The organism is Microbispora sp. NPDC046973 (assembly GCF_040644495.1).
Lineage (GTDB): Bacteria > Actinomycetota > Actinomycetes > Streptosporangiales > Streptosporangiaceae > Microbispora.
On the sequence record NZ_JBEYWQ010000013.1, the window covers coordinates 90,529 to 113,631 of the forward strand.

Below are 23,103 nucleotides of genomic sequence, written 5' to 3' on the forward strand. Positions count from 1 at the left end.
ACTTAACCTGGGTTCGGTATCACGAGTACGCATGGGGGAGCGGCCTCATGAACGTCGGCCGGGGCACTCTCGGGGTGATCGCCGGTGTGCTGATGGTGATGCTCGCCGCCGTCGGCCACCTGCTCTCCCCACCGGCCTTCGATCCCCCACCCCTGTCCACTTCGCCCCAGTTTCGCGACATACCTCCTCAGCCCGCCGCCGAAATCCGGCCGGTCGCACGCACCGACCGGTTCCGTACGGAGACGCTGCTGGTGCCGGCGAAGAACGAGACGCTGAAGGCGACGATCAGGGCGCCGCTGTCCCCGGGACGCCACCCCGCGATGGTGTTCGTGCAGGGCTCGGGGTCGGGCGACGGCGGGGAGTTCACCCAGCAGGCCGAGTGGCTGGCCCAGGCGGGCATCGTCACGCTGGCCTACGACAAGCGGACGGTGGGCTACTCCTTCCGCAGCCGCGACTTCGGCCTGCTCGCCGACGACGCCCTGCGCATGCTGCGGCTGCTGCGCGGCCGGCCCGACGTCGACCCCGCGCGAGCCGGCCTGTGGGGCGTCAGCGAGGGCGGCTGGGTCGTCCCGATCGCCGCCGCGCGCGATCCGCAGGCCGCCTTCGTGGTCCTGGTCTCCTCTCCGAACGTCTCGCCGCTGCGCCAGGTCGCCTGGGCGCTCAACGAGCAACTGCTGCGCCTGCACGCCCCGACCGGCGTACGCGACCTGCTCACCCGGGCGATGGGCGGGGTCGGCTTCGACTTCCTGCGGTACGACGGGGTGCCCGCCCTGCGCGGGATCACCCAGCCCGTCCTCGCGCTGTACGGCACCGACGACCCGTCCATCCCCTTCGTGGAGAGCACCGAGACGCTCACCGGCGCCCTGGCCGAGGGCGGCAACACCGACTACACCATCCGCTTCCTCGCCGGGGCCGACCACGCGATGCGGATCCGCGGCGGGCCGTTCGCGGCGGACTACCTGCCCACGCTGGCCAACTGGATGAAGGACCTGCCGCGTACTGCCAGGCCCTCGGTGGCGATCGCGGGGGCGACCCCGGTGCAGCGCTTCGAGGCGGCCGACGTGCCGGCCGCGCCGTGGTGGGGGGACAGCACGATCCTGTGGCTCACGCTCTGCCTCGCCGCGGTCGGGTACGTCGCGGCGCCGGTCACCGAGATGGTCGTCCGGCTGCGCGGGCGCGACCTGCGGTTGCAGGCGAGGGTGCAGCTGTGGCCGGCCATCCGGCGGCGGCTGCACCGGATGGCCTGGACCGGCCTCGGGGAGCTCGTCGCCGTCCTGGCGTTCATCACGCTCATCGTGCTGTTCTCGGTCAACCAGGCCGGCGCCTGGCCCGCCGTGCAGGCCGGATGGCTGGTCGTACGCCTGCTCGCCCTCCTGATGCTCGTGCAGACGGTCACGACGTTCGTGGCGGTGCTCGGCGGCCTGCGGGACGGCTGGGAGCCGACGCCCTGGCAGAAGAGCGTCCTCGCCGGCGTGCTCGGCGGGACCGCGCTGCTGCTGCTGACCGCCGCCTACTACGGCCTGTTCGCCTTCCCCTGGTAGGTCGAGCCCCGGGTCGAGCCTCGGTCAAATGCCGGTATGGACTGCTCCGGCTCGGGCAGGTCACGGGTTTTCCGCGGCCGGTGTCGCTTCAATTGACGCGTGGTCACCCCTGATCTGGCACCCAGGAACGGCGCCCCGCCGGCGCCGCGGCGCAGCGGGCCGGCGTTCAAAGCCGCCGCGCTCATCGGCTGGGTGGCGCTGTCGGCGGTGCTGCCCGGCGCGGCGCACCTGCGAGCGGGCCGGTGGCGCACCGGGCTGCTCCTGCTCGGCGGCTACCTGACCGTGGTCGTCGCCGTCGCGTGCGTGGCCGTCGGCGCGGACGCGGGCCTGGCCGGACGCGCGCTGGGCTGGCTGGGCCAGATCTCACTGGTGTTCGCGGCCTGTGCCGTCGCCTGGTTCTGGCTGGTCGTCCGTTCGTACGTCGTCCTGCGTCCCGGGCGGCTGCCCCGCAGGGAACAGATCCTCACCGGGCTGGTCGCGGGCGTGCTCGCGGTCGTCGTCGCGGTGCCGTTCGCGATCGCCGCCCGGTACGTCCGCGTCTCCGAGCAGACCCTCGACTCGCTGTTCGCCGCGCCGGGCGGGGCCGGCATGACGGGCGGCGCCGTACGCAGGGACGACCCGTGGGCGGGCCGCGACCGGGTCAACGTGCTGCTGCTCGGCGGCGACTGGGGCGAGAACCGGATCGGGATGCGCACCGACAGCATCAACGTCGCCAGCGTGGACGTGCGGACCGGCAACACCGTGCTGCTCGGCCTGCCGCGCAACCTGGAGCACGTCCGCTTCCCCCCGGGCAGCGCCATGGCCGCCCGGTTCCCCTTCGGTTTCCAGCTCCCGGAGTATCACCCCGGCTGGCGTGAGGACCTGCTGTTCTCCGTGTGGCAGTACGCCGACGACCACCCCGAGCTGTTCGGCGGGCGGCGGCACATGGGCGCCGAGGTGCTCAAGGAGACGGTCGGCCACATCCTGGGCCTGCGGATCGACTGGTACGCCCTGGTCAACATCTGGGGCTTCGCGAAGATGATCGACGCCCTCGGCGGGCTCGTGGTGACGGTGGACCGCGACATCGTGTACGGCCTGCACAACGAGGGCACCGTCAGGGCGGGCACCCGGCGGCTGAACGGCGCCGAGGCGCTGTGGTACGCCCGCTCCCGCACCTTCAGCGACGACTTCGACCGGATGCACCGGCAGCGATGCGTCCTCGGGGCCCTGCTCTCCCAGGCCGACCCGGCCACGGTGCTGACGCGGTTCACCGAGATCGCGGCGGCCACGCGCAGGATAATCGGCACCGACGTGCCCCGGCCCATGCTGGAACACCTGGTGCCGCTGGCCTGGAAGGTCAAGCACGCCGCGATCACCAGCCTGCAGTTCGTGCCGCCCCTGATCAATACCGCCTATCCCGACTGGGACCGGATCCGGCTGCTGACGGCAAAGGCGATCCGCGCCTCGGTCCACGCCCAGGCCGGCCCTTCCGCCACGCCGTCCGGCTCTGCGCCCGTTCTGGGGCCGCACCGGCACCGGCACTTCCCGCCGCCCTCCCCCACTCCGGTGCTCTCGCCTCCGGGGACGCCGAGCCCCATCGACGACGGCTGCGGGGCGCCGCACACGGCGATGGGGCGCTGAGCGCCCGGCGGCGTACGGGCGGGGACACGCCTCCCGCCGGACACGCGGCTCAGCTCGCAGGTCGGGCAGGCTCCTCGTCGCGGCGTTCCGCGGCGCCCGTCTCGTACGACCCGATCAGGCGGGCCAGCTGACGGCCCGGACAGGACCCGCGCGGGGGCCCGCTGGGTCGCCGAGCACGGCGCAATCCACATCACCGGTGGCGTCACCGTGCCGCCGTCGGGCATCGGCAAGCCCGGATCGTCCACCTTCTACAGCGGCTCCCGGGCGCCTTTCGAAGCCGCCCGCCCCACCCTCGAAGTCCTGACCCGCACCGACTTCCGGGGTGAGGACCCCGGACTGGCCGCGCTGTTCTACCAGATCGGCATGGTGATGTTCTGGACGTCCATGCTCAGCTACTGGCAGGCCGTCGCGCTCGCCGACGCCAACGGCCTCACCGCAGCCGACATCCTGCCGCACGCCACCGAGACCATGGCGTCGTTGCCGGGCTTCCTGGCCTTCTACGCGGCACGCATCGACGCCGGCAGGCATGACGGCGACGTGGACCGCCTGGCCATGGGCACCGCCAGCGTCGAACACGTTCTGCACACCAACGCCGACGCGGGCGTCGACACGACCCTTCCGGCCGCCGTCGCCGACCTGTTCCGGCGCGGAATGGACGCCGGACACGCGACCGGCAGCTTCTCCAGCCTGGTGGAGCTGATGAAGAAGCCGGCGGCGTGACCGGTGAGAGGGAGGTTGCTGTGAGGTCACCCGTTCGGTGAGGGCCGGTGGGCGGCTGCGAGTCGGGGCCGGCGGGCTCCGCTGAGGGCCCGACGCCGGCCGGCTCGCGGATCAGACGCGGAACGACTCGCGGGCCATGCGGCGCACCCGGTCCTCGTCCACCGTGTGCCCGAGACCGGGCTGGGTGAGCGGCACGGCGACGACCCCGCCGGACGCGCCGACCGGCGGGAGCACCACCTGGGCGCTTCGCGGCGGCTCGGCCACGTCGCTGGGCAGGGAGCAGCCGGGCAGGCTGGCGACGGCGACCGTCGCGGCCCGGGCCAGCCCCGCGCCGAGGCCGCCGGCGCAGACGATGTCCCACCCGGCCTCCACCGCGTGGTCGTGCGCGAGCCGTACGGCGCCGAGCGAGCCGAACTTCGCGGGGCGCAGCAGCAGTGCCCGGCCCGCGTTGAGGCTCACCGCCTCGTCGAGCTCGGACACGGAGGTCACCTCGACCGCGACCGCGGCCGACACCCGGTCCTGCAGGTCGGCGCTGGTCAGCAGGTCCTTGAAGGGGCGTTCGATGGCCACCACGCCGTAGGCGTCCAGCGCCTCCAGCTGCGCGATCTCCGTGTAGGCGCCGCGCCCGTCCACGGCGATGGCCAGGCCGGGGTAGGCGGCGCGCACGGCGCGCAGCGGCTCGACGTCCCAGCCGGGGTGGACGTCCAGCGTCACGTGGCCGTAGCCCGCGCAGACGTGCCGGTTCACCCGGGCGACCATGCTCTCCAGGGAGCGGTCCGCCGACAGCCTGACGGTCGCGATCAGCGACGTGCGGGTGCCGCCGAGGGCGTGGGCGAGCGGGACGCCGTTCATGCGGCCCCACAGGTCCCAGCAGGCCATGTCGCCGGCCGCGCCGCCGGGGATCTCCCCCAGCTCCGACGGGTGCTCCCAGTCGATTCCGACGAGCGCGGGCAGGGCCCGCTCCAGCGGGCCGGCCTCGGCGGGATCGACGGCCTCGCCCCAGCCGACCATGCCGCCGTAGTCCGTGATCTTCACCAGGACGGTCTCCGGACGCCTGCCGTACGGCAGCGTCATCCTGAAGACCTCCAGCTCCCGGACACGCGGCACTCGGATCCCCTCGCTTCTTCCCCCGGATCCCGCCGAAGGCCGTCCCGGCGGCGCCTCGGGTGCGCTACGTCCGGCCGGCCTGCTCTGCGGCGGGATTTCCGGGATTCCCTAGACCTCCATGGTGCCCGCTTCGCGGCGGTGCTCGAAACGGCCGCCGACGAGAGTGGCCGTGCCCGCCATGACGACGAGCAGGCCCAGGCACGTCACGTAGACCCAGGGCCGGCCTCCGTACGCGGCGAACAGGGCCCCCGTGATCGCGACGGCGACGACGGAGAAGACCGACTCGCCGATGCTCAGCGACGCGCTGTTGCGGCCCTCCTCCCCCGGCGCGGACAGCTCCAGCACCAGCACCGACAGCGTCGGGAACACCATCCCGATGCCCAGGCCCGCCACCACCCAGCCCGCGAAGACCACGACGGCAGGCGTGGCGGGGATGACGATCAGAGCGGTGACGCAGATGCCGGCGGCGATCAGCGTCGCCCCGAGGCGGATGGTCAGCGCCCGCGCGTGGGGCCTGCGGCCCTGGATCCACGAGCCGAGCGACCAGGCGAGGGCCCCTCCGGTGAGCGCGAGCCCGGCCTCGGCCGTGTTGAGGTGCCGCTCCTGCACCAGCATCAGCGGGACGAACACCTCGGCGGCGAAGAACGACCCGGCGGCCAGGCCGCGCAGCGCGATCACGGTGGGCAGCCCGCGGGCCGCGCGCAGCGTCCCCTTGGGCAGCAGTTTCGGCAGCGCCAGCGCGAGGACCGCCAGCCCGGCGGCCGCAAGGACGACCCCCGCGCCCGCCGCGCCGCTGCCGTACTGCAGCAGGGCCGCGCCGATCGCGGCGCACACGCCCCAGGCGAACCGGGGCAGGAAGGCCCGGCCCATCGGCTCCCTCGGCTGCCCGTCCGTGGCGGGCAGCCCCCGCCACATGATCAGCGCGGCGGGGACCGACAGCACCGCCACGCCCAGGAAGATCAAGCGCCAGCTCCAGGTCTCCGCCACGAAGCCGGTGACGGCCGGGCCGACCACGGACGGCAGCACCCACGCCGCGGCCAGCGTGGAGAACACCCTCGGGTGCATGGCGGAGGGGTACGCCTGGGCGACGAGGACGTACAGCGCCACGTTGAACAGGCCGCCGCCGAGCCCCTGGAGGAAGCGCCCGACGAGGAAGACCTCCATGGCGGGCGCGAACCCGGACACGGCCAGCCCGGCGACGAATCCCGCCACTCCCGTCCACAGGGCGGGGAACGGCCCTCGTGCGTCGCTCCACCGCCCGCCGACCACCGTGGCGATGACGTTGGCCGCCATGCCGCCGCTGAACGCGAGGCCGTACAGGTGGTAGCCGTTCAGCTCACGGCCGATCAGGGGCATCGCGGTGGCCACCGCGAGATACTCGAACGCCACGAGCATCACCAGGGCCACGATCCCGACGCTCAGGGAGCGGTAGCGCTGGCTGAAGACGGCTGGGGCGGTCATTACCGAAGACATGATACGGACATTACAAATCACCGTCCTGGCGCGGAAATGCGACCTTGGTCGTAGGACCGGCGCTCGATGGCGGCCGCCATGAGGCCGGGGAAGGCGTCCGGCGTGCAGGCGAAGGCCGGCACGCCCAGCGCGGCCAGCGCCGCCGCGTTGTCGTGGTCGTACTGCGGCGCCCCCTCGTCCGACAGCGCGAGCAGCACGATCACCTGGACCCCGGCGGCGGTCATGGCGGCGATCCTGCGCAGCATCTCCTCCCGCGGCCCGCCCTCGTACAGGTCGCTGATCAGCAGGAAGATCGTGTCAGCCGGCCGGGTGACGAGGTTCTGGCAGTAGGCCACCGCCCGGTTGATGTCGGTGCCGCCGCCGAGCTGGGTGCCGAACAGCACCTCGACGGGGTCGTGCAGCCGGTCGGTCAGATCGGCCACGGCCGTGTCGAAGGCCACGAACGAGGTCCTGAGCGAACGCATCGAGGCCAGCACCGCGGCGAAGACGCCCGCGTACACCACCGAGGCGGCCATCGAGCCGCTCTGGTCGACGGCCAGCACGACCTCCCGCTGGACGGCCCGCTGCCCGCGGGCGTACCCGACCAGCCGGGACGGCACGACGGTCTTCCGCTCCGGGAGGTAGTTGCGCAGGTTCGCCCGGATCGTACGGTCCCAGTCGACCTCGGCCGCCCTCCTCGGCCGGTGGGTCCTGGCCGAGCGGTCGAGCGCGCCGCTGACGGCCGTCAGGGTGCGCCGCGTCAGCCGCGCCTCCAGCTCCCGCACGACCGTGCGGACGACGGCCCTGGCCGACTCGCGGGCCCGCTCCGGTATCAGCCGGCCCAGCGACAGCAGCGTGCCCACCAGGTGCACGTCGGGCTCGACGGCCTCCAGCATCTCGGGCTCCAGCAGCAGCCGGGTCAGGTCGAGCCGCTCGATGGCGTCCTTCTGCATGACCTGCACGACGCCGGCTGGGAAGTACTCCCTGATGTCCCCCAGCCATCGGGCCACCCGCGGGGCGGACGCGCCGAGTCCGGCGCCGCGCCGTTCCTGCCCGTCGTAGAGGGCCGTGAGCGCGGCGTCCATCCGGGCGTCCGCTCCTTCCAGCGTCCCCTCCGCCGCGCCGCCCAGCACCAGCCGCCAGCGGCGCAGCCGCTCGTCCTCACCGTCCATCAGGGCCTCCCGTCCGGCTCGCGTCCCAGGATGTCGCGGACGGTCCGCACGGCCCCCGCCGCCAGCCCGTCGTCGTAGTCCGCCCCCTCGTCGCCGCCCGGCGAACCGGGACGCGGCGCGGCGCCGGAGCGGACCCGCCGGCCGATCATCCGCCGCTCCGGCGCCGGGAACGCCCCGAACGTGCGCCGCAGCAACGGCAGCGCGTCCACGAACGCCTCGGGCGACAGGCCGGTGAGCCAGGAGTCCACGGTGGCGAGCAGGCGCGGGTCGTGGACGAGCAGCAGGCCGCCATCGGACAGGAAGCCCTCCATCCAGGCCGCCGACCGGGCCGGCGGGTTGCCGGGCGACATCGACCGCGCCATGCGGGCGGCCACGTCGTCCTCCAGTGCCTCGGCGTCGAACAGGATCCGTACGATCCGGCCGTCGAGCAGCCCCGGCAGGTCGTCGCGCCGGGCGATCCCGGCCAGCGTCGCGAGCCACCGGCCGCTCCCCATCAACCCGGCCGCGGTGTGGACGCCGTCCATCAGCGCCGCCATCTCTCGGGCCGCGTCCTCGTCCAGGCCCGTCAGGGCGGGGGACAGCCCGGCGCAGATCCGTGCGAGCATCGACTCGGTGACGCCCGCGAGGCCCTCGGTGCCGCGCACGTCCCCGTATCGGCCGGCCCGCACGAGCGCGGGCAGCGCCCCCATGAGGTGGCGCACCTCGCCGTCGAGCGCCGCCCGGTCCTCGATCCGTCCCAGGACGTACGGCAGCGCGCCCGGCAGGTGGGCGAGCAGGCAGCGCTCGACCAGCGCGGCCAGCTCGGACAGGCCGGCGCCGCCCGCGAGGTCGCGGACGCGGGCCGTCGCCGCCGCCTCGACCGTGATCCCCCACACGGCGGCCTCGATGAGGGCCACGTCGAGCTCCGGACGCCACTCCAGCGACCAGGACTCCTTGAACGTCCCCTTGCTCCGGGCCCGCCGTGGCGTCCCCCAGGGCACATCCAGCAGGGCGAGCCGGTGCAGCAGCCGGCTTCGGCCGAGGTCGAGCGGCCTGCGCAGGTCGAGGTCGTGCTCCCCGGCCATGGCCTCGGGCTTCATGCGCAGCCGGCGCTGCTCGTCGCGCAGGTCCCGCCGCAGCGGCACCATGGGCGTGGCGTCCGGCACCCGCCCGAGCCGCTCCCCCACGACCATCCGCCGCTGGACCAGCTCGACCGGCAGCTCGTCGCCTCCGCACAGCACCGCCCTGACAGCCTCGGTGACCTCCGACAGCCCGGCGAGCGGCCTGCCGCGCAGCACCGCCAGTCCCTCGGCCAGCCGTACGGCCTCGATGACGTGCGCGGAGGAGACGGGCAGGTCCTCCTCCCGCAGGATCGCGGCGGCGCGGGCGAGCCAGCGCTCCACCGGGCGGTCGGGCGCCGTGAACAGGTGCTCGTACCACCCGGGCGCGGCGACGCCCGCGCCGTAGCCCGCCCCCGCGGCGAGCCGTCCGTGCGTCCACGGCACCCACGTCATCTCGACCCTGACCTTGGGCAGGCCGCGCAGCAGCCGCTCGTCCTCCGCCGCGGAGGGCAGGCGGCCGGGCCCGTCCGGCGAGTTCGGGCCGGGCCCGGCGGTCAGGCCGGATCCGCGGGCGCGGCCTCCGGGCGGGGCCGGCGTGGGCGGGGTCAGCGCGGGCAGGTGCCAGGCCCCGCAGACCACCGCGATCCGGGCGAAGCCCTCCCGGGCCGCCTTCCGCAGCGTCCTGCGCATGTACGCCTCACGCCGGGCCTCGACTCCCTCCGCGACGTGCCCCTCGCGCACGGCCCGCATCGCCTCGGCGACCACGTCGAGCGTCCCGGCCTCGCCCCGGTGCTCGACCAGGTCCTCCCACCACCGCTCCGGGTCGTCGTACCCCGCCGCACGGGCGAGCTCGCCGATGGGATCGCGGCGCACGGGATCGGCGTCGAGAGCGAGGCTGTGCGCGGCGGGCAGGTCGCAGAACCGCGCCTCGACGCCCGCCCGGGCGGCGTAGGCGATCGCCTGCCACTCCGGCGAGAACTCCGCGAACGGCCAGAAGGCGGCCCGCGACGGCTCCCCCGGCACGTACGCGAGCAGCGCGACGGGCGGGCGCATGCCGGGGTCGGCGGCGAGCGCCACCAGGCCGTCGGCCTCTGGCGGGCCCTCGACGAGCACCAGATCGGGCCGGATCCTGTTCAGCTCGTCACGCACGGCCCTGGCCGATCCCGGCCCGTGGTGCCGCACCCCCAGCACCGACAACCCCGGCACCGGCACCTCCCGCACCGGCGCGCCCGGCCCGGACGAGGCGCCGGCGGCGATGTCAGCCGGCATCGCGGCAGGCCCGGTAGAAGTCGCGCCAGTCGTCGCGGTCGCGGACGACCGTCTCCAGGTATTCCTGCCAGACCACGCGGTCGGACACCGGGTCCTGGATCACCGCCCCCGCGATGCCGCCCGCGACGTCGGCCGGGCGCAGCACGCCGTCCCCGAAGTGGGCGGCGAGGACGATCCCGTTGGTGACGACCGAGATGGCCTCCGCCGTGCTGAGCGTGCCGCTGGGCGACTTGACCTTGGTCCGCCCGTCGGAGGTCACGCCCGCGCGCAGCTCCCGGAAGACCGTCACCACGCGGCGGATCTCCTCCAGCCCGGTCACGGTCTCGGGCAGCTCCAGGGAGCGGCCGAGCTGCGCCACGCGCCGGGCCACGATGTCGACCTCCTCCTCCGTGGTGGCGGGGACCGGCAGCACGACGGTGTTGAACCGCCTGCGCAGCGCGCTCGACAGGTCGTTGACCCCGCGGTCGCGGTCGTTGGCGGTGGCGATGACGTTGAAGCCCTTGGCCGCCTGCACCTCCTCCCCCAGCTCCGGGATCGGCAGCGTCTTCTCCGACAGCACGGTGATCAGGGCGTCCTGGACGTCGGACGGCATGCGGGTGAGCTCCTCGACCCGGGCCAGCCGTCCCTCCGCCATCGCGCGCATGACCGGGCTCGGCGTCAGCGCCCGGCGGGAAGGGCCCTCCGACAGCAGCCGCGCGTAGTTCCACCCGTAGCGGACGGCCTCCTCCGCCGTGCCGGCCGTGCCCTGCACGAGCAGGGTCGAGTCGCCGCTGATCGCCGCGGCGAGGTGCTCGGACAGCCAGGTCTTGGCCGTGCCGGGCACGCCGAGCAGCAGCAGCGCCCTGTCGGTGGCGAGCGTCGCCACCGCGACCTCGACGATCCTGCGCGGGCCGACGTACTTCGGCGTGATCTGGCCGCCGTCCCCCAGCACGTAGGTCGTCACCGCCCAGGGCGACAGCCGCCAGCCCGGAGGGCGTGGCCGGTCGTCGGTCTTCGCGAGAAGCGCCAGCTCGTCTGCGAACTGGTCCTCCGCGTGCGGGCGCAGAACGCTGGTCATGCAAGCTCCTTGAGCATGTCGAATCGGAACCGCAGGGTCGCGGCGAGTTCGGGGACCTCCCCGGCGTGCTCGTGCATGGCGGGGTCGAACCGCTCCCCCGCCAGCCGGATGAGCTCCCCGGCGTTCCACGGCTGCGACCGCGTGGTCTCGACGATCTTCTTGAGCACCGCCCTCGCCAGCCGGTGCCCCCACGGCCGCGGCACGCCGCCCAGCATCATCACCATCTGGCCGTCCACCGGATGTCCCGCCACCAGCTCGGCCGCCCGGTGGGACCGCTCCTCCGGCGGGAGCACGGCCAGCAGGTCGGTCAGCGGCTCGGCCTCGAACAGAGCACGCGCCCACGTCGCGTCCCGCTGCAGGATGGCGGCCCTGGTCCAGCCCATGCGGACCTCCCGCTCCCAGTCGCCGATCCGGGCCCCGGCGATCCGGTCCGGCGGCATGCCGAGGTGACCCGGCCAGAACGACAGCGGCGTGTGCGCCACCACCTGCTGCAGCCACCAGCCCCGCGTCTCCATCCCGGCGGGCGGCCGCGCCCTTACGCCGTCACGCTCCATCGCGCCGTCGCAGGCGGGCGGCGGCTCCGCCCGGAGCCCGGAGCCGTTCGCGGTCACGAACCGGCGCGCCCGCGCGGTCATGCGGAGGGCCAGCCGCGACCGCGGCAGGCGGGTGAGGAGGTCGGCGGCGGCCTGCCGCACCTCGCGGCGCCGGTCGTCGAGCACCGCCTCCAGGAACGGCTCGTCGGCCATGCCGAGGCCGTCGGCGAGGATCGTCACGAAGACGGCCCGGTCCTCCGGCGTCTCCGCGCTCCAGCCGCGTTCCAGCAGCTCCCGCGCGGCGGCGGGGTCGCGGCGCCGCAACGCGGTCAGGAAGGCGCGCCTGTCGCCGCTCGTGCCGAGCTCCCACACCTCGTCGGGCGGCACGTGCGCCGGCTCCGCCAGCAGGTAGGCCCAGGCGGAGTTGAGACCGGCGAGCCAGCGCCCCCGGGCTCCGGTGACCGCCCCCAGGCAGGCGCGGATCGAGCGGTCCCGCGCCCCGAGGTCGAGCAGCTCGGGGATCATCTCGGCCGGGACCCGCACTCGCCGCGCGGCGGCCGTCTCCAGCCACTCGGTCAGCAGCCTGCCCTGCTCCCCCGCGAGCATCCGGGCCAGCCGTTCCGCGGCGGCGCCGGGCACGCGTGGCAGCGTCTCCGCCGCCGCGGGGGCCGGCGGCCTGCCCCTGCCCGGCCGCCGCCCCGCGCGCATCCGCACCACCTGCTCGGCGGCCAGCTCCAGCAGGCTCTCCGGCGGGACGGCGCGGCGGTCGGCGCCCACCAGCGCGGTGGACACCAGTTCCTCCCACGGCACCTGCCCGGCCTCCCACCCGCCGGGAACGGCCCGTGTCATAACCGCACCACCCCACCGTCCTCGTCCCAGGCCGTCAGCGGGAGCAGCCCGCGCGGCGTCCATTCGGCGGCGACCGTCACCGGCCGCCCGCCGGAGACGGCCAGCAGCCGCCACGGGACGCCCACGGACGGATGCAGCGGCAGCGCGTTCCCCTCGTCGTCCGCGAGGCCGTCCGGGCAGGGAACGGCCCCGGCAAGCACCAGAGGCCAGGAGTCGGTCCAGGGATCGGCCGCGAGCACCTCCGCGATCAGCGCGGGCGCCTGGGAGACCTTCGTCCCCGGGGGCGGCCCCGCGTCGACGTGGCCCCGCCGCTCGGCGATCAGGGCGCGCAGCGGCGACGCCCCCGGGTAGAAGGCCAGATCGGCGTCGATCGTCGTGCCCGGCGGCGGAAACGACTCGAGCGGCTGCCCGACCGGCGAGAACGACAGCACCATCGCCAGGCGGCCCGTCGTGCGCCCGGCCAGCCACACGCGCCGGGCGACCAGCCGGTCCTGCTCCTCGTCCCGGCAGCCGACGACATCCCAGTGGTCCCGCACCGCCGGGGTGGCCAGGACGGACTCCCTGGTGACGGGGAAGCCGACCCGCGCCCGCACGGTCTGCCGCAACGGCTCCGCCAGTGCGGCGGCGCGGCGATGGGCGACCGCGAGCAGACGAAGCAGCGCATACTCCCCGAGCAGAAGGCCCGGCCAGTCTTCGGCGCCGAGCACCCGCGGGAGCCGGGCGACCGTCCCCGCCACACCCGGCGCCTGCGCGTCGACCAGCCGCCTGGCGAGGTCGTCCCAGTCGGCCGGCCCCGTCTGGCGTGCCTGTGCGATCCCCTGCCCGATCTGGTCGGCCAGCCACCGCTCCAGCTCCGACAGGCCGGCCGCCACCCTGCTCTCCCGCTGCTCGGCCTGGGTGCGCCTGGCCGCCGCGTGTCCCCCGGCGCCTGCACCGGTGGTCCCGTCGGGAGCCGCCGCCGGCGCCTGCTCCCGGCTCCGCCGTTCCATCACGCGCCGCAGACTAGCCACGGCCTCCGACATTTAGCCCTACTCGTGGAGCCGGCAGAGGCCGCCGGGGATCGGCCGGCCGAGGAGCAGGTGCACGAGCGCCGCGACATGCGGCCGGGAGAACACCCGCCCTGCCCGCGGGCTCCTCGGCGGCACCGGTTTCCCGCACGGCGCTCCGTCACAGGCCCGCGAACTGTGTCACCGGACGAGACCGGGGTCCACCGCGCCACCGGGCAGCCGGTCTCGCTGCGCCACGTCCTGGTGGACATGATCGCCGAGTACGCACGCCACAACGCGGCCCAGGCCGCCTCTCCGAGCGAGAAGTCCTCGGGGAGCCGGCGGTCGCCCTCCTCGTCGCGGACGGCCCAGCGCGCGGGACCGTGGAGCGCCGGTGTGATCGGGGAGGTAACCACGGACACGCCGCATCAGTGTGCTTCACGAGCCGACGAGGTTTTCTCATCGGCAACTGCTGCGGCCCATCGTGGTATGAGCCGGCCCGGGAGGGAAGGCCCCGCTCCCGCGCGGGCGGTTCCCCGAGCCCTTCACCGGGATCGGCGCCGACCTTCGCCGAGAGCGGCACGGAGTGGCCCGACAGGGAAGGCTCCGGTGCGGCGGAGCCGCCGCACCGGAGCCTGCTCACCAGAAGGAAACGATCAACGAGCGGGGATCGCGGCCCCGGGCGTCAGCTCCGCGTCCACTTCTGGTTGTTGCCGCCCCAGCAGGAGTACAGCTGGATCTGGGTGCCGTTGCTCGTGCCCTGCCCGACGGCGTCCAGGCACAGGTTCGACTGCACACCGACGATGGTCCCGTCGGAGTTGAGGCGCCACTTCTGGTTGTCGCCGCCCCAGCAGGAGTAGATCTGGACCTTGGCGCCGTTGCCGGTGCCGGCGGCGTCCAGGCACTTGTTGCCGTAGACCCGCAGCTCCTGGGCGGAGGTGTAGCTCCACTGCTGGTTGCTCTGGCCGTTGCAGTCCCACAGCTGCACCTGCGTGCCGTCGGTGGTGCTGGCGTTCGGCACGTCCAGGCAGCGGCCGGCGGCGACGTTCTTGATCTGGCCGCCGCCGCCGGACGGCGGGTTGCTCGGAGAGGTGGTGGGGTTGCCGGTGGGGGTGGAGCCGCCGATGGTGATGTTGGAGTTCCCGCTGCTCTGGTAGCCCTCGGTGGCGAGGATCTGGTAGTCGTGGCTGCCGAGGTTCATGCCGTAGCGGGCCCAGGCGTCGAAGTGGTTGCCGACCGTGATGCTTCCGCCGGTCCTCTTCTGCTGGCGGACGCTCCAGTACTGGTTGAAGGTCTTGTTGCCGTCGATGGAGGGCGCGTTGTAGCGCGTCGTCTCATAGATGTCGTAGGTGCCGCCGTCGGTGGTCACGGTGCCCTTGTACGTGCCCGTCGGCCGGTAGGTGCCCCAGTTGTCGACGATGTAGTACTCCACCAGCGGGTTCCTGGTCCAGCCGTACAGCGACAGGTAGGCGTTGCCGGAGGGGTTGAAGCTGCCCGAGTAGGTCACGGTCCTGCGCCCGCCGGGATTCCACCCCTTGCCGGCGACGAAGTTGCCGGTGTTGCGCCAGGAGGTGCTGTAGTTGCCGCCGGACCCCAGATCCATGGAGACCGTGCCCTGGCTGTCGGTCCAGAACGAATAGAAGTATCCGTTGTTGGTGCCGGTCTGGTTCGTGGTGACGGCGGCGTGGGCGACGCCGGGCAGCATCGCCACGGCCGCGGCCAGCGCCACGGCGCAGGCCCGGACGACGAGCAGCCTGACGCGGCCGCGTCTGCGGCCTGTCCGGTGAACGGGAGCGTCGATCATGCGCACTTCCTCCTTAAGAAGGCTGACGCGGGCCAGGCACCGCGGGCTGGGGACGGCCGAAGTGACGGCCACCGCACCGGCGCCGCGACGCCGAAACTATCGGCATCGCGGCGAAAGTATCGGACCACGCGGGCGAGCCGTCAACGTCACCCGAAACGCCGCCGAAACGTCCTTTTCACCCGGCATTGCACGACAGGAGGCATTCAGCCTGGTGGACAGCTATGCGGATGTGATCGAACCGCTCGACGGACAGGTCGGCGGACGCTGAAAAGTTCACGGCTTCCCGGATTACGCTTCGAGACCGGATGCGGCGGCGTGCCGTGCCGGGGCGCGCGGACAGCGGGACCGGTTCTGTCAGGGCCGCGTGTCATACTCACCTGCGTGGTTGCGCGTACGCCGCAAAGGGTGCTGATCGGGCGTTCCGCCGAGCTCGATCGGCTCCTAGGCGTGCTCGACGCCGCCGCGGCCGGGCTCGCGGGGGTCGCCCTCGTGGGCGGCGACGCGGGGATCGGCAAGACGCGGATCGTCACGGAGCTGTGCGACCTCGCGCAGCGGCAGGGCTTCGTGACGCTCACCGGCCAGTGCGCCGAGCTCGGCGACGCCCTGCCCTACCTTCCGCTCGCGGACGCCCTGCGCGGGGCCGCCGCCGACGCCGACAGCCCGGTCGGTCCGGCCGTCACGGCTCGTCCCGCGCTGCGGCGGCTGCTGCCCGGCGACGAGGCGGGCCCGGCGGAGGCGACCACCGGAGGGCTCGCCCAGCAGCGCCTGTTCGGGTCGGTGCTCGACATGCTGTCGGAGGTGGCCGGGCGGCAGCCGGTCCTGTTCGTGTTCGAGGACCTGCACTGGGCCGACCGCTCGACCCGCGACCTGCTGGTCTTCCTCACCCGCATGCTGCAGCGCGAGCGGGTCTGCCTCGTCGGCACCTACCGCACCGACGACCTCCACCGCCGCCATCCGCTGCGCCCGGTCCTGGCCGAGCTGCGGCGGCTGCCGCTGGTCACCTCCGTCGAACTGCCGCCGCTCGGCGACGACGAGATGGCGGAGTATCTCGCCGTCCTCGACCGGTACGGCGAGGGCCCCCCGGGGCCGGGAACCGAACGCCGCCTGACGACCGTGATCGAGCGCGCCGGGGGCAATCCGTTCTTCGCCGAGGAACTCCTGGCGGCCGGCGCGGAACGGGCGCGGCTGCCCGGCACGCTCGCCGACCTGCTGCTCGCCCGGGTGGAGACGCTGTCGGACACCGCGCGCCAGGTGCTGCGGGTCGCCGCGGTGGCCGGCCGCCGGGTCGGCCACGACCTGCTGCGCGACGCGACCGGGCTCGGCGACCTGCCGCTGGAGGACGCGCTGCGCGAGATCGTCTCGCAGCGGCTGCTCACGGCGGGCAGCGACGGCTACACCTTCCGGCACGCGCTTCTCCAGGAGGCCGTCTACGACGACCTGCTGCCGGGCGAGCGGACCCGCCTGCACACCGCGTTCGCCGCGCTGCTCGCCGAACGCGGCGGCGCCCCCGCCGAGCTGGCCCATCACCATCTCGCCGGGCACGACCTGCCGGGCGCACTGCGGGCGTCGGTGGAGGCCGGGGGGCTGGCCGCCGGGCTCGGCGCGCCGGCCGAGGCACACCGGCACTTCGAGCGGGCACTGGAGGTCTGGGACCAGGTGCCGGAGGCCGAACGGCTGGCCGGGGAGAGCCGGGCGAGGATCGCGCTGGCCAGCGCCGCGGCGGCGGCAGCGGCCGGTGACTACCACCGGGCGGCGGAACAGATGCGGCGGCTGCGCCGTGAGGCCGGCGACCCGGTCCTGATCGCGGAGACCGGCGAGCGCCTGTCCTACTATCTGGCGGACGCGGGCGGCGACGAGGCCGAGGCGATCGAGGCCGCCCGGGAGGCGGTGGACAACGCGCCGCACAGCCCGCTGCTGGCCAGAGCCCTGGCCACCTACGCTCGCGCCCTCTTCCGGCAGTACCGCGACGAGGAGGCGGCGGCGACGGCTTCCAAGGCGCTGGAGGTCGCGGAGGCGACCGGCGCCCGCGACGCGGAGGTCAGCGCCCTCATCTCGCTCGCCCTGATCGAGGAGGAGTTCGGGAGCAGCGTCGAACAGGCCGTCGACCTGCTCACGCGCGCCACCCGCCGCCCCTCGGGCGACCTGTCCATCGATCTGCGGGCGCGCTTCAACCTCGCCCGCATCCATTACGAGAACGGCGCCCTCGCGGTCGCCGCCCGCATCACCGAGGACGGCGTACGGCTGGCCGGGGAGACCGGGCTCACCTGGAGCACGTTCGGCACGGACCTGCGTTTCCTGCACTATCTGGTGCACTACGCGGACGGCGACTGGGACGCCGCGGAACGGCTGGCGGGAGGGTTCGGCGTCCGGGTCGGCACCCGGGCCGAGGCCCAGTTGTCGTCGTTCGCCCTCTTCGTCGAGGTGGGCCGGGGGCGCCCGGGCGCCGACGAGAGGCTGCGGTGGCTGTCCCGCTTCTGGCCGGACCCGCTGATCGCTTACATGGCGCGCGGCATGGCGGCCGAGCAGGCGCTGTGGCGCGGCGACCCGCACACCGCGCTCGACCACGTCGACGCGATCGTCGCGGCGCTCGAGCCGTTCGATCCCAGTCTGATCCGCATCGCGGCCACCGGCCTGCGGGCGCTGGCCGACCTCGGCCGGGCCGGCGAGCCCTGCGACGACCTGCTGCGCCGGGCGCGGTGGGCGGCGGAGAACGGGCCGAACGGCCCGCGCGGCCGGCTGGGGCCGGAAGGAGTCGCCTGGCTGGCCCGCGCGGAGGCCGAGTGGCACCGCGCCCACGGCACGGAGGATCCGCAGGTCTGGCGGCGCGCCACCGAGGCCTTCGGCTTCGGCTTCGTCTACGAGGAGGCCCGCTCGCGGTGGCGCCTGGCCGAGAGCCTGCTGCGGACGGGCGACCGCGCGGGGGCCCGCGCTGAGTGGGAGCGCGCGGTGCGCGTCGCCGCCGCGCTGGGGGCCCGGCCCTTCCTCGAGACGCTCAGAGGAGTCGGGACGCGGGCCGGATTCCCCGACCCCACGGCGGCCACCCCCACGGACTCCACCGCCGCCCCCGACGGCGGCGCGCAGGAGAGCGCCGCCGGTGAGGCGCCGGGGACGGCACGGGAGCCGGGGCGGCTGTCCACGCTCACCGCGCGCGAGCGGGAGGTGCTGGCCCACGTCGCGAACGGCCTGGCCAACCGGGAGATCGGCGAGCGGCTGTTCATCTCGCAGAAGACGGTGAGCGTGCACGTCTCGAACATCCTGGCCAAGCTCGGCGTGACCAGCCGCACCCAGGCCGCCGCCGTCGCCCTGCAGGAGGGTCTGTCGCCGGGCGCCGCGGACGGAAATACTGTGTAATCGAGGCTCGGCACCAGCAACACTTCCGGAGGTCAGCGGTGGCTCGGCAAATCGTTTCCGTCGTCGCGGGTGAGGAGCTGTCTTCGGGCACGCCGTACGAGTCCGTCAACCCGGCGCGGCCCGCGGAGACGGTGGCGACCGTCCTGCTCGCCGGCGCGGACGACTTCGCCGGCGCCTGCCGCGCCGCGGCGGCGGCTCAGCGGGAGTGGGCGCGCGTCCCCGCGCCGGTGCGCGGACGGGTGATCGCCTCGATCGGCCGCCTGGTCGAGGCCAACACCGAGGCGCTGGCCCGGCTCGTGACCGAGGAGATCGGCAAGCCGTACGCCGAGGCGCTGGGCGAGGTCCGCGAGATCGTGGACACCTGCGACTTCTTCCTCGGCGAGGGCCGCCGCCTCTACGGGCAGACCGTGCCGTCGGAGATGCCCGACAAGAGCCTGTTCACCTTCCGTGTCCCGGTCGGCGTGGCGGCGGTCGTGACGGCGGGCAACTTCCCGGTCGCCGTCCCCTCGTGGTATCTGGTCCCGGCGCTGCTGTGCGGCAACGCGGTGGTGTGGAAGCCCGCCGAGTACGCCGCGGCCTCCGCGCACGCGCTCTACCGGCTGTTCGCCGCGGCCGGACTGCCCGACGGCGTGCTCAACCTCGTCTTCGCCGACGGCGGCCAGACCTACGAGGGCCTCGACCGCGCGCTCGGCGAGGGCACCGTGCAGAAGGTCGGCTTCACCGGGTCGAGCGCGGTCGGCCGGGCCGTCGGCGAGCTGTGCGGGCGGCACCTGCAGTCGCCCTGCCTGGAGCTCGGCGGCAAGAACCCGATGGTCGTCATGCCGGACGCCGATCTCGACCTCGCCGCCGAGGGCGCCCTGTTCTCCGGCTTCGGCACCGCCGGTCAGCGGTGCACCTCCCTCGGCACGGTCATCGTCCACGAGGACGTCCACGACGAGTTCCTGCGCCGCTTCACCGCCGCCGTACGCGACGCGAAGGTCGGCGACCCGAACGGCGACGTGCTGTACGGCCCACTGCTCGACCACAAGTTCGCCGAGCGATACGAGGAGTACCTGGGCTGGATCCAGCCGCACCACACCGTGCTGCCGGGCCCGGTCGGCCGGATGGACGGCGAGGGCCTCTACTACCACCCCGTGGTGGTGGACGGCGTCCGCCCCGACGACCGGCTGTTCCTGGAGGAGACGTTCGGCCCGATCGTGGGCGTGACGACGTTCGCCACCCTCGACGAGGCGATCGACCTGGCCAACCGGCCGGGGTACGGCCTGTCGTCGTCCATCTACACCACCGACCCGAAGGCGGTGTTCCGGTTCCGCGAGGGCGTCTCGGCCGGCATGGTCAGCGTCAACAACTCCACCTCCGGCGCGGAGGCCCACCTGCCGTTCGGCGGGAACGGCAAGTCCGGCAACGGCAGCAGGCAGAGCGGCATCTGGGTGCTCGACCAGTTCACCCGCTGGCAGGCGATGAACTGGGACTACTCGGGCCGCCTGCAGAAGGCCCAGATGGACGTGGCGGAGATCACGCCCGACCTGGCCTTCCGGCTCTGACCTGGAGGACCGCACGCCGCCCGGTGAACGCACCGGACGGCGTGCCGTCACACCTCTCGCCGGAGTGCCTCAGACCATCGGCCGGTCACTCGTCACGTGGGGAACGTTTCCCGCCGGTGCTCAGTCGCCGTCCGGGTCGCAGGGGAAGCTCGCCGCTCCGGCGGTCATCTTGATGCCGCCGAGCAGGTGCTTCAGGAACAGCGGGTCGCTGTAGGCCTCCTTGGTGTGGCCCATGCCCGTGTACCAGGCGCGCCCACCGTCGTAGTTGTGGCACCAGGCGATCGGGTGGTCGCCCATGGCGCCGGAGCCGGGGTTGTAGGACGTCTCGTCGAGTTCGGCGAGCACGCGCACCCCGGCGTCGCGCGGGTTCGTGCGGTAGTTGTACCACTCGTCCCAGCGGGTCCAGCGGTTCGGCAGCCCGCGGTTGGACGCCGCGCCCTGGCCGACGATCTTCACCGTCGCGTACTGCTGCGCCGGATGGTTGCGGAAGTAGGCGCCGACGAGGCCGCCGTACCAGGCCCAGGTGTAGCCCGAGTCCCCGGCGGCGTGCACGCCCGCGAATCCTCCGCCGTTCTCGATGTAGCGCTGGAACGCCGCCTTCTCCTCCGGCTGCCCGAGGGGGTCGCCGGTCGTGGACATGAAGACGACGGTCTGATACTTGGCCAGGTTCGCGTCGGTGAACTGGCTCGCGTCCTCCGTCACGTCCACCGTGAAGCCGTTCTCCTGACCGAGCTTCTGGATCGCCGCGACACCGGCGGGGATCGAGTCATGACGGAAGCCGGTGGTCTTGGAGAAGACCAGCACGCGGAACGCCGAGTCGTCCGCGCCGGCCGCGTGCGCGCTGACGCCGGCGAACGCCGGCGCGACGATCGCCGACAGCGCCGCCAGAGCGAGAAGTCGCTTACGTGACATGGTGAGAGTCCTCCATCTCGTGCGCCCTGGACGTCGCGACCCACGCAGGGGGGTGGTGGGGCTACGGGTCCGGTGACGAAGGCGGGGTCGCGCGCCGGGAGGCGGCCACGACCTCAAGTGGGCGCCAAGTTACCGTCTTTGGTCACGAGTTGGAAGAAGTTACGTCCAAGTTTCAATGACTTTCGTTTGCGGTAGGACAAAGTCGTGGCCGAATCAGAACTACCGCCGGACAGTCCGTTCGCCCAGGTCCCGCCGCGGCCGGGATTGGTCACCGCCGGCCGTGGAAGGTGCGCCGCAGGTCGTCCACCCACTCGCCGGGAATCTCCCAGGGGATGAAGCGGCCGCCGCGGTCGTGGACGTTGAGGTTCACGAGGTTGTACCAGCCGGCGCGGTCGCCGTCGAGGAAGTGCCGCACCCGCTGGTCCGTGCTCACGCCGGGCGGGTTCTCGTATCCGACGAAGGTGATGCCGGTGGGGGCCTCGACGGCCGGCTGCCGGTCGTGGGACGGGGTCCAGGGGTAGCGGTTGTTGTTGGCGTAGGTCCGCACCGAGGTGCCGATCGAGTTGGTCACCCAGAAGATCATGGCGTGGGTGAGCAGGTCGTCCTTGGTGAAGACGGTCTCGACGTCGCCGCCGTTGTCGCTCCAGTTCACCCAGCGCTCCAGCACCCAGGCGAGCATCCCGGCGGGTGAGTCGGACAGCCCGTGGGCGAGCGTGCTCGGGGCGAGCATGTGCGCGGCGAGGTGGACGGCGAACCGCCTGTCCATGGCGACGACCTGGGCGTGGACGGCGGCGGGCAGGCCGTCCGGGATGGGCTTGCCGCCGCTGAAGTCCCAGGCCCTGTCGCCGTTGAAGAACGTGAGCTTCTGACCCGACCCGATGTGGATGGCGTGCAGCTCGCCGGCGTACTTGTGGCCGAGCTGCCCGGTCACCAGGGCTCCGACGTCGCAGCCCGCCGCGCCGTACCTTTCGTAGCCGAGGGTCTGGGTCATCAGCGTGTGCCAGAGGTCGGCGACCTTCCAGAAGTTCATGTCGGGGTGGTCCGGCAGCGGGGTGGAGAACCCGAAGCCGGGGAACGAGGGCACGATCACGTCGAACGCGTCGGCCGGGTCGCCGCCGTACGCGCCGGGGTCGGCCAGCGGATCGACCACCTTGGACCAGTGCCAGAACGTCCAGGGCCAGCCGTGGGTGAGGATCAGCGGCGTGGGATCGGGACCGGCGCCCGGCCTGCGCATGAAGTGGACCGGCACACCCTCGACCTCGACGCGGTAGTGCTCGTAGGCGTTGATGGCGGCCTCGGCCGCCCGCCAGTCGTACCCGTCGCGCCAGTAGTCCACGAGTTCGCGCAGGTAGGCGGCGCTCACGCCGTAGCGCCAGTTGTCGTTGCCCGCGTCGTCGGGCAGGCGGGTCAGCTCCAGGCGCAGCCGCAGGTCGGCGAGGACCTCGTCGGGCACGTGGATCGGCGCGGGCTCCAGCGGGAACGGCCGGGTCGCGGCGGACGGCGTGCTTGTGGCGGAAGGGGTGGACGGGGTGGTCGTGGGGCGCATCGTTCATCTCCTCGCACTGTCGCGCGGCGTGTCCGTGCCGGAGTCGCTCTCACCGGCTCCCCGTTCGATCGGCGGATCCCCGATCGCGGTGGAGTGCAGTTCGACCATGCGGGCCAGCGCGGGCAGCGCCGCCGCGACGGCCGCCCGCTCCGCCGAAGTGAGCCGGTCGGCGAGCTCGGAGAGCCGGGCCACGCGCTCGGCGCGCCGTCCGTCCACGATCGCGGCGCCCGCGGCCGTGACGTGGACGAGGACCGCCCGGCCGTCCGACGGATCCGGGTGGCGCTCGACCAGGCCCTCGCGCTCCAGCTTGGTCACCATCTGGGTGATCGCCGACTGCGTGACCTGTTCGCTTCCGGCGAGTTCGGTGAGCCGCTTGGGGCCGCCGCCCGCGAGCGTGTGGAGCACGGACAGGGTCGTGAAGCTCAGCCGCCGCTCCGCGGGCAGCCGGATGTGCATCCGGGTGAAGTCTTCGAGCACACGGGTCAGGCGGGCGATGCTCAGCTCGCTGATCTCAGGCACGGCCAAACTGTATCAGTAACTTAATTAAGTTGCTAATGCATCCAGATTGCCCCGGAAAACGCCGATCCCCGGCGGGCACTC

At 73.6% G+C, this 23,103-nt stretch carries 17 protein-coding genes; 6 read left to right on the forward strand and 11 right to left on the reverse strand.

The genetic code is table 11. The features are described from left to right. Positions 1–47 precede the first annotated feature (47 nt). The 3 genes from ABZ860_RS23690 to ABZ860_RS23700 all read left to right on the forward strand — a co-directional run bounded on the left by ABZ860_RS23690 (position 48) and on the right by ABZ860_RS23700 (position 3,881). Entirely contained in the window at positions 48–1,541 is a 1,494-nt protein-coding gene (locus ABZ860_RS23690; protein ID WP_357223769.1) for a prolyl oligopeptidase family serine peptidase, read from the forward strand. A 99-nt stretch (positions 1,542–1,640) separates the two neighbouring features. After that, the gene (locus tag ABZ860_RS23695; RefSeq protein WP_357223771.1) at positions 1,641–3,161 is read left to right on the forward strand and encodes an LCP family protein; all 1,521 of its coding nucleotides are present in this window, start codon (positions 1,641–1,643) and stop codon (positions 3,159–3,161) included. 207 nt (positions 3,162–3,368) lie between these two features. Further along, positions 3,369–3,881: a hypothetical protein gene (locus ABZ860_RS23700; RefSeq protein ID WP_357223774.1), complete on the forward strand. Its 513-nt coding sequence runs from the start codon at positions 3,369–3,371 to the stop codon at positions 3,879–3,881. A 111-nt stretch (positions 3,882–3,992) separates the two neighbouring features. Here the strand turns inward: ABZ860_RS23700 and ABZ860_RS23705 are convergent, their stop codons facing one another. The 8 genes from ABZ860_RS23705 to ABZ860_RS23740 form a co-directional block, all read right to left on the reverse strand. After that, a complete protein-coding gene (locus ABZ860_RS23705; protein ID WP_357223777.1) occupies positions 3,993–4,988 on the reverse strand; it encodes an enolase C-terminal domain-like protein in 996 nt (331 codons plus the stop codon). A gap of 108 nt (positions 4,989–5,096) precedes the next feature. Continuing rightward, positions 5,097–6,449, reverse strand: coding sequence for an MFS transporter (locus tag ABZ860_RS23710; protein WP_357223779.1), 1,353 nt, complete (start codon positions 6,447–6,449; stop codon positions 5,097–5,099). 29 nt (positions 6,450–6,478) lie between these two features. After that, the gene (locus ABZ860_RS23715; protein WP_357223782.1) at positions 6,479–7,612 is read right to left on the reverse strand and encodes a VWA domain-containing protein; all 1,134 of its coding nucleotides are present in this window, start codon (positions 7,610–7,612) and stop codon (positions 6,479–6,481) included. Further along, on the reverse strand, positions 7,612–9,921 hold the full coding sequence (locus ABZ860_RS23720; RefSeq protein ID WP_357223785.1) for a DUF5682 family protein: 2,310 nt from the start codon (positions 9,919–9,921) through the stop codon (positions 7,612–7,614). Before ABZ860_RS23720 ends, ABZ860_RS23715 begins: the two co-directional genes overlap by 1 nt. Further along, positions 9,911–10,978 (reverse strand): AAA family ATPase, encoded by a 1,068-nt coding sequence (locus tag ABZ860_RS23725; protein ID WP_357223787.1) that lies wholly within the window; start codon positions 10,976–10,978, stop codon positions 9,911–9,913. The genes ABZ860_RS23720 and ABZ860_RS23725 overlap by 11 nt, the downstream gene beginning before the upstream one ends. After that, on the reverse strand, positions 10,975–12,360 hold the full coding sequence (locus ABZ860_RS23730) for a DUF5691 domain-containing protein (RefSeq protein WP_357223789.1): 1,386 nt from the start codon (positions 12,358–12,360) through the stop codon (positions 10,975–10,977). Before ABZ860_RS23730 ends, ABZ860_RS23725 begins: the two co-directional genes overlap by 4 nt. Further along, positions 12,357–13,349, reverse strand: a complete 993-nt coding sequence (locus ABZ860_RS23735; RefSeq protein WP_357224098.1) for an SWIM zinc finger family protein — start codon at positions 13,347–13,349, stop codon at positions 12,357–12,359. Before ABZ860_RS23735 ends, ABZ860_RS23730 begins: the two co-directional genes overlap by 4 nt. 682 nt (positions 13,350–14,031) lie before the next feature. Beyond that, positions 14,032–15,150, reverse strand: a complete 1,119-nt coding sequence (locus ABZ860_RS23740) for a glycoside hydrolase family 11 protein (protein WP_357223792.1) — start codon at positions 15,148–15,150, stop codon at positions 14,032–14,034. 61 nt (positions 15,151–15,211) lie between these two features. Here ABZ860_RS23740 and ABZ860_RS23745 point away from each other — a divergent pair, with 61 nt between their 5' ends. The 3 genes from ABZ860_RS23745 to ABZ860_RS23755 all read left to right on the forward strand — a co-directional run bounded on the left by ABZ860_RS23745 (position 15,212) and on the right by ABZ860_RS23755 (position 20,045). Next, complete coding sequence (locus ABZ860_RS23745; RefSeq protein ID WP_357223794.1) at positions 15,212–15,418, forward strand: hypothetical protein; 207 nt, start codon at positions 15,212–15,214, stop codon at positions 15,416–15,418. A 113-nt stretch (positions 15,419–15,531) separates the two neighbouring features. Further along, the gene (locus ABZ860_RS23750) at positions 15,532–18,501 is read left to right on the forward strand and encodes an AAA family ATPase (RefSeq protein WP_357223797.1); all 2,970 of its coding nucleotides are present in this window, start codon (positions 15,532–15,534) and stop codon (positions 18,499–18,501) included. Positions 18,502–18,539: 38 nt separating this feature from the next. Further along, the gene (locus ABZ860_RS23755; protein WP_357223799.1) at positions 18,540–20,045 is read left to right on the forward strand and encodes an aldehyde dehydrogenase family protein; all 1,506 of its coding nucleotides are present in this window, start codon (positions 18,540–18,542) and stop codon (positions 20,043–20,045) included. A 120-nt stretch (positions 20,046–20,165) separates the two neighbouring features. On the opposite strand, the gene ABZ860_RS23760 is transcribed toward ABZ860_RS23755, so the two are convergent. The 3 genes from ABZ860_RS23760 to ABZ860_RS23770 form a co-directional block, all read right to left on the reverse strand. Beyond that, complete coding sequence (locus tag ABZ860_RS23760; protein WP_357223802.1) at positions 20,166–20,957, reverse strand: ThuA domain-containing protein; 792 nt, start codon at positions 20,955–20,957, stop codon at positions 20,166–20,168. 268 nt (positions 20,958–21,225) lie between these two features. Then, a complete protein-coding gene (locus ABZ860_RS23765) occupies positions 21,226–22,503 on the reverse strand; it encodes an epoxide hydrolase (RefSeq protein WP_357223805.1) in 1,278 nt (425 codons plus the stop codon). Between the two features lie 3 nt (positions 22,504–22,506). Further along, positions 22,507–23,022, reverse strand: a complete 516-nt coding sequence (locus ABZ860_RS23770) for a MarR family transcriptional regulator (protein WP_357223808.1) — start codon at positions 23,020–23,022, stop codon at positions 22,507–22,509. Positions 23,023–23,103 lie beyond the last annotated feature (81 nt).

Coding starts and splice junctions, on each gene's coding strand:
- ABZ860_RS23735 (WP_357224098.1), bottom strand. CDS start 13,349: ATGGAACGGCGGAGCCGGGAGCAGGCGCCGGCGGCGGCTCCCGACGGG.
- ABZ860_RS23740 (WP_357223792.1), bottom strand. CDS start 15,150: ATGATCGACGCTCCCGTTCACCGGACAGGCCGCAGACGCGGCCGCGTC.
- ABZ860_RS23710 (WP_357223779.1), bottom strand. CDS start 6,449: ATGACCGCCCCAGCCGTCTTCAGCCAGCGCTACCGCTCCCTGAGCGTC.
- ABZ860_RS23730 (WP_357223789.1), bottom strand. CDS start 12,360: ATGACACGGGCCGTTCCCGGCGGGTGGGAGGCCGGGCAGGTGCCGTGG.
- ABZ860_RS23720 (WP_357223785.1), bottom strand. CDS start 9,921: ATGCCGGCTGACATCGCCGCCGGCGCCTCGTCCGGGCCGGGCGCGCCG.
- ABZ860_RS23725 (WP_357223787.1), bottom strand. CDS start 10,978: ATGACCAGCGTTCTGCGCCCGCACGCGGAGGACCAGTTCGCAGACGAG.
- ABZ860_RS23690 (WP_357223769.1), top strand. CDS start 48: ATGAACGTCGGCCGGGGCACTCTCGGGGTGATCGCCGGTGTGCTGATG.
- ABZ860_RS23765 (WP_357223805.1), bottom strand. CDS start 22,503: ATGCGCCCCACGACCACCCCGTCCACCCCTTCCGCCACAAGCACGCCG.
- ABZ860_RS23715 (WP_357223782.1), bottom strand. CDS start 7,612: ATGGACGGTGAGGACGAGCGGCTGCGCCGCTGGCGGCTGGTGCTGGGC.
- ABZ860_RS23760 (WP_357223802.1), bottom strand. CDS start 20,957: ATGTCACGTAAGCGACTTCTCGCTCTGGCGGCGCTGTCGGCGATCGTC.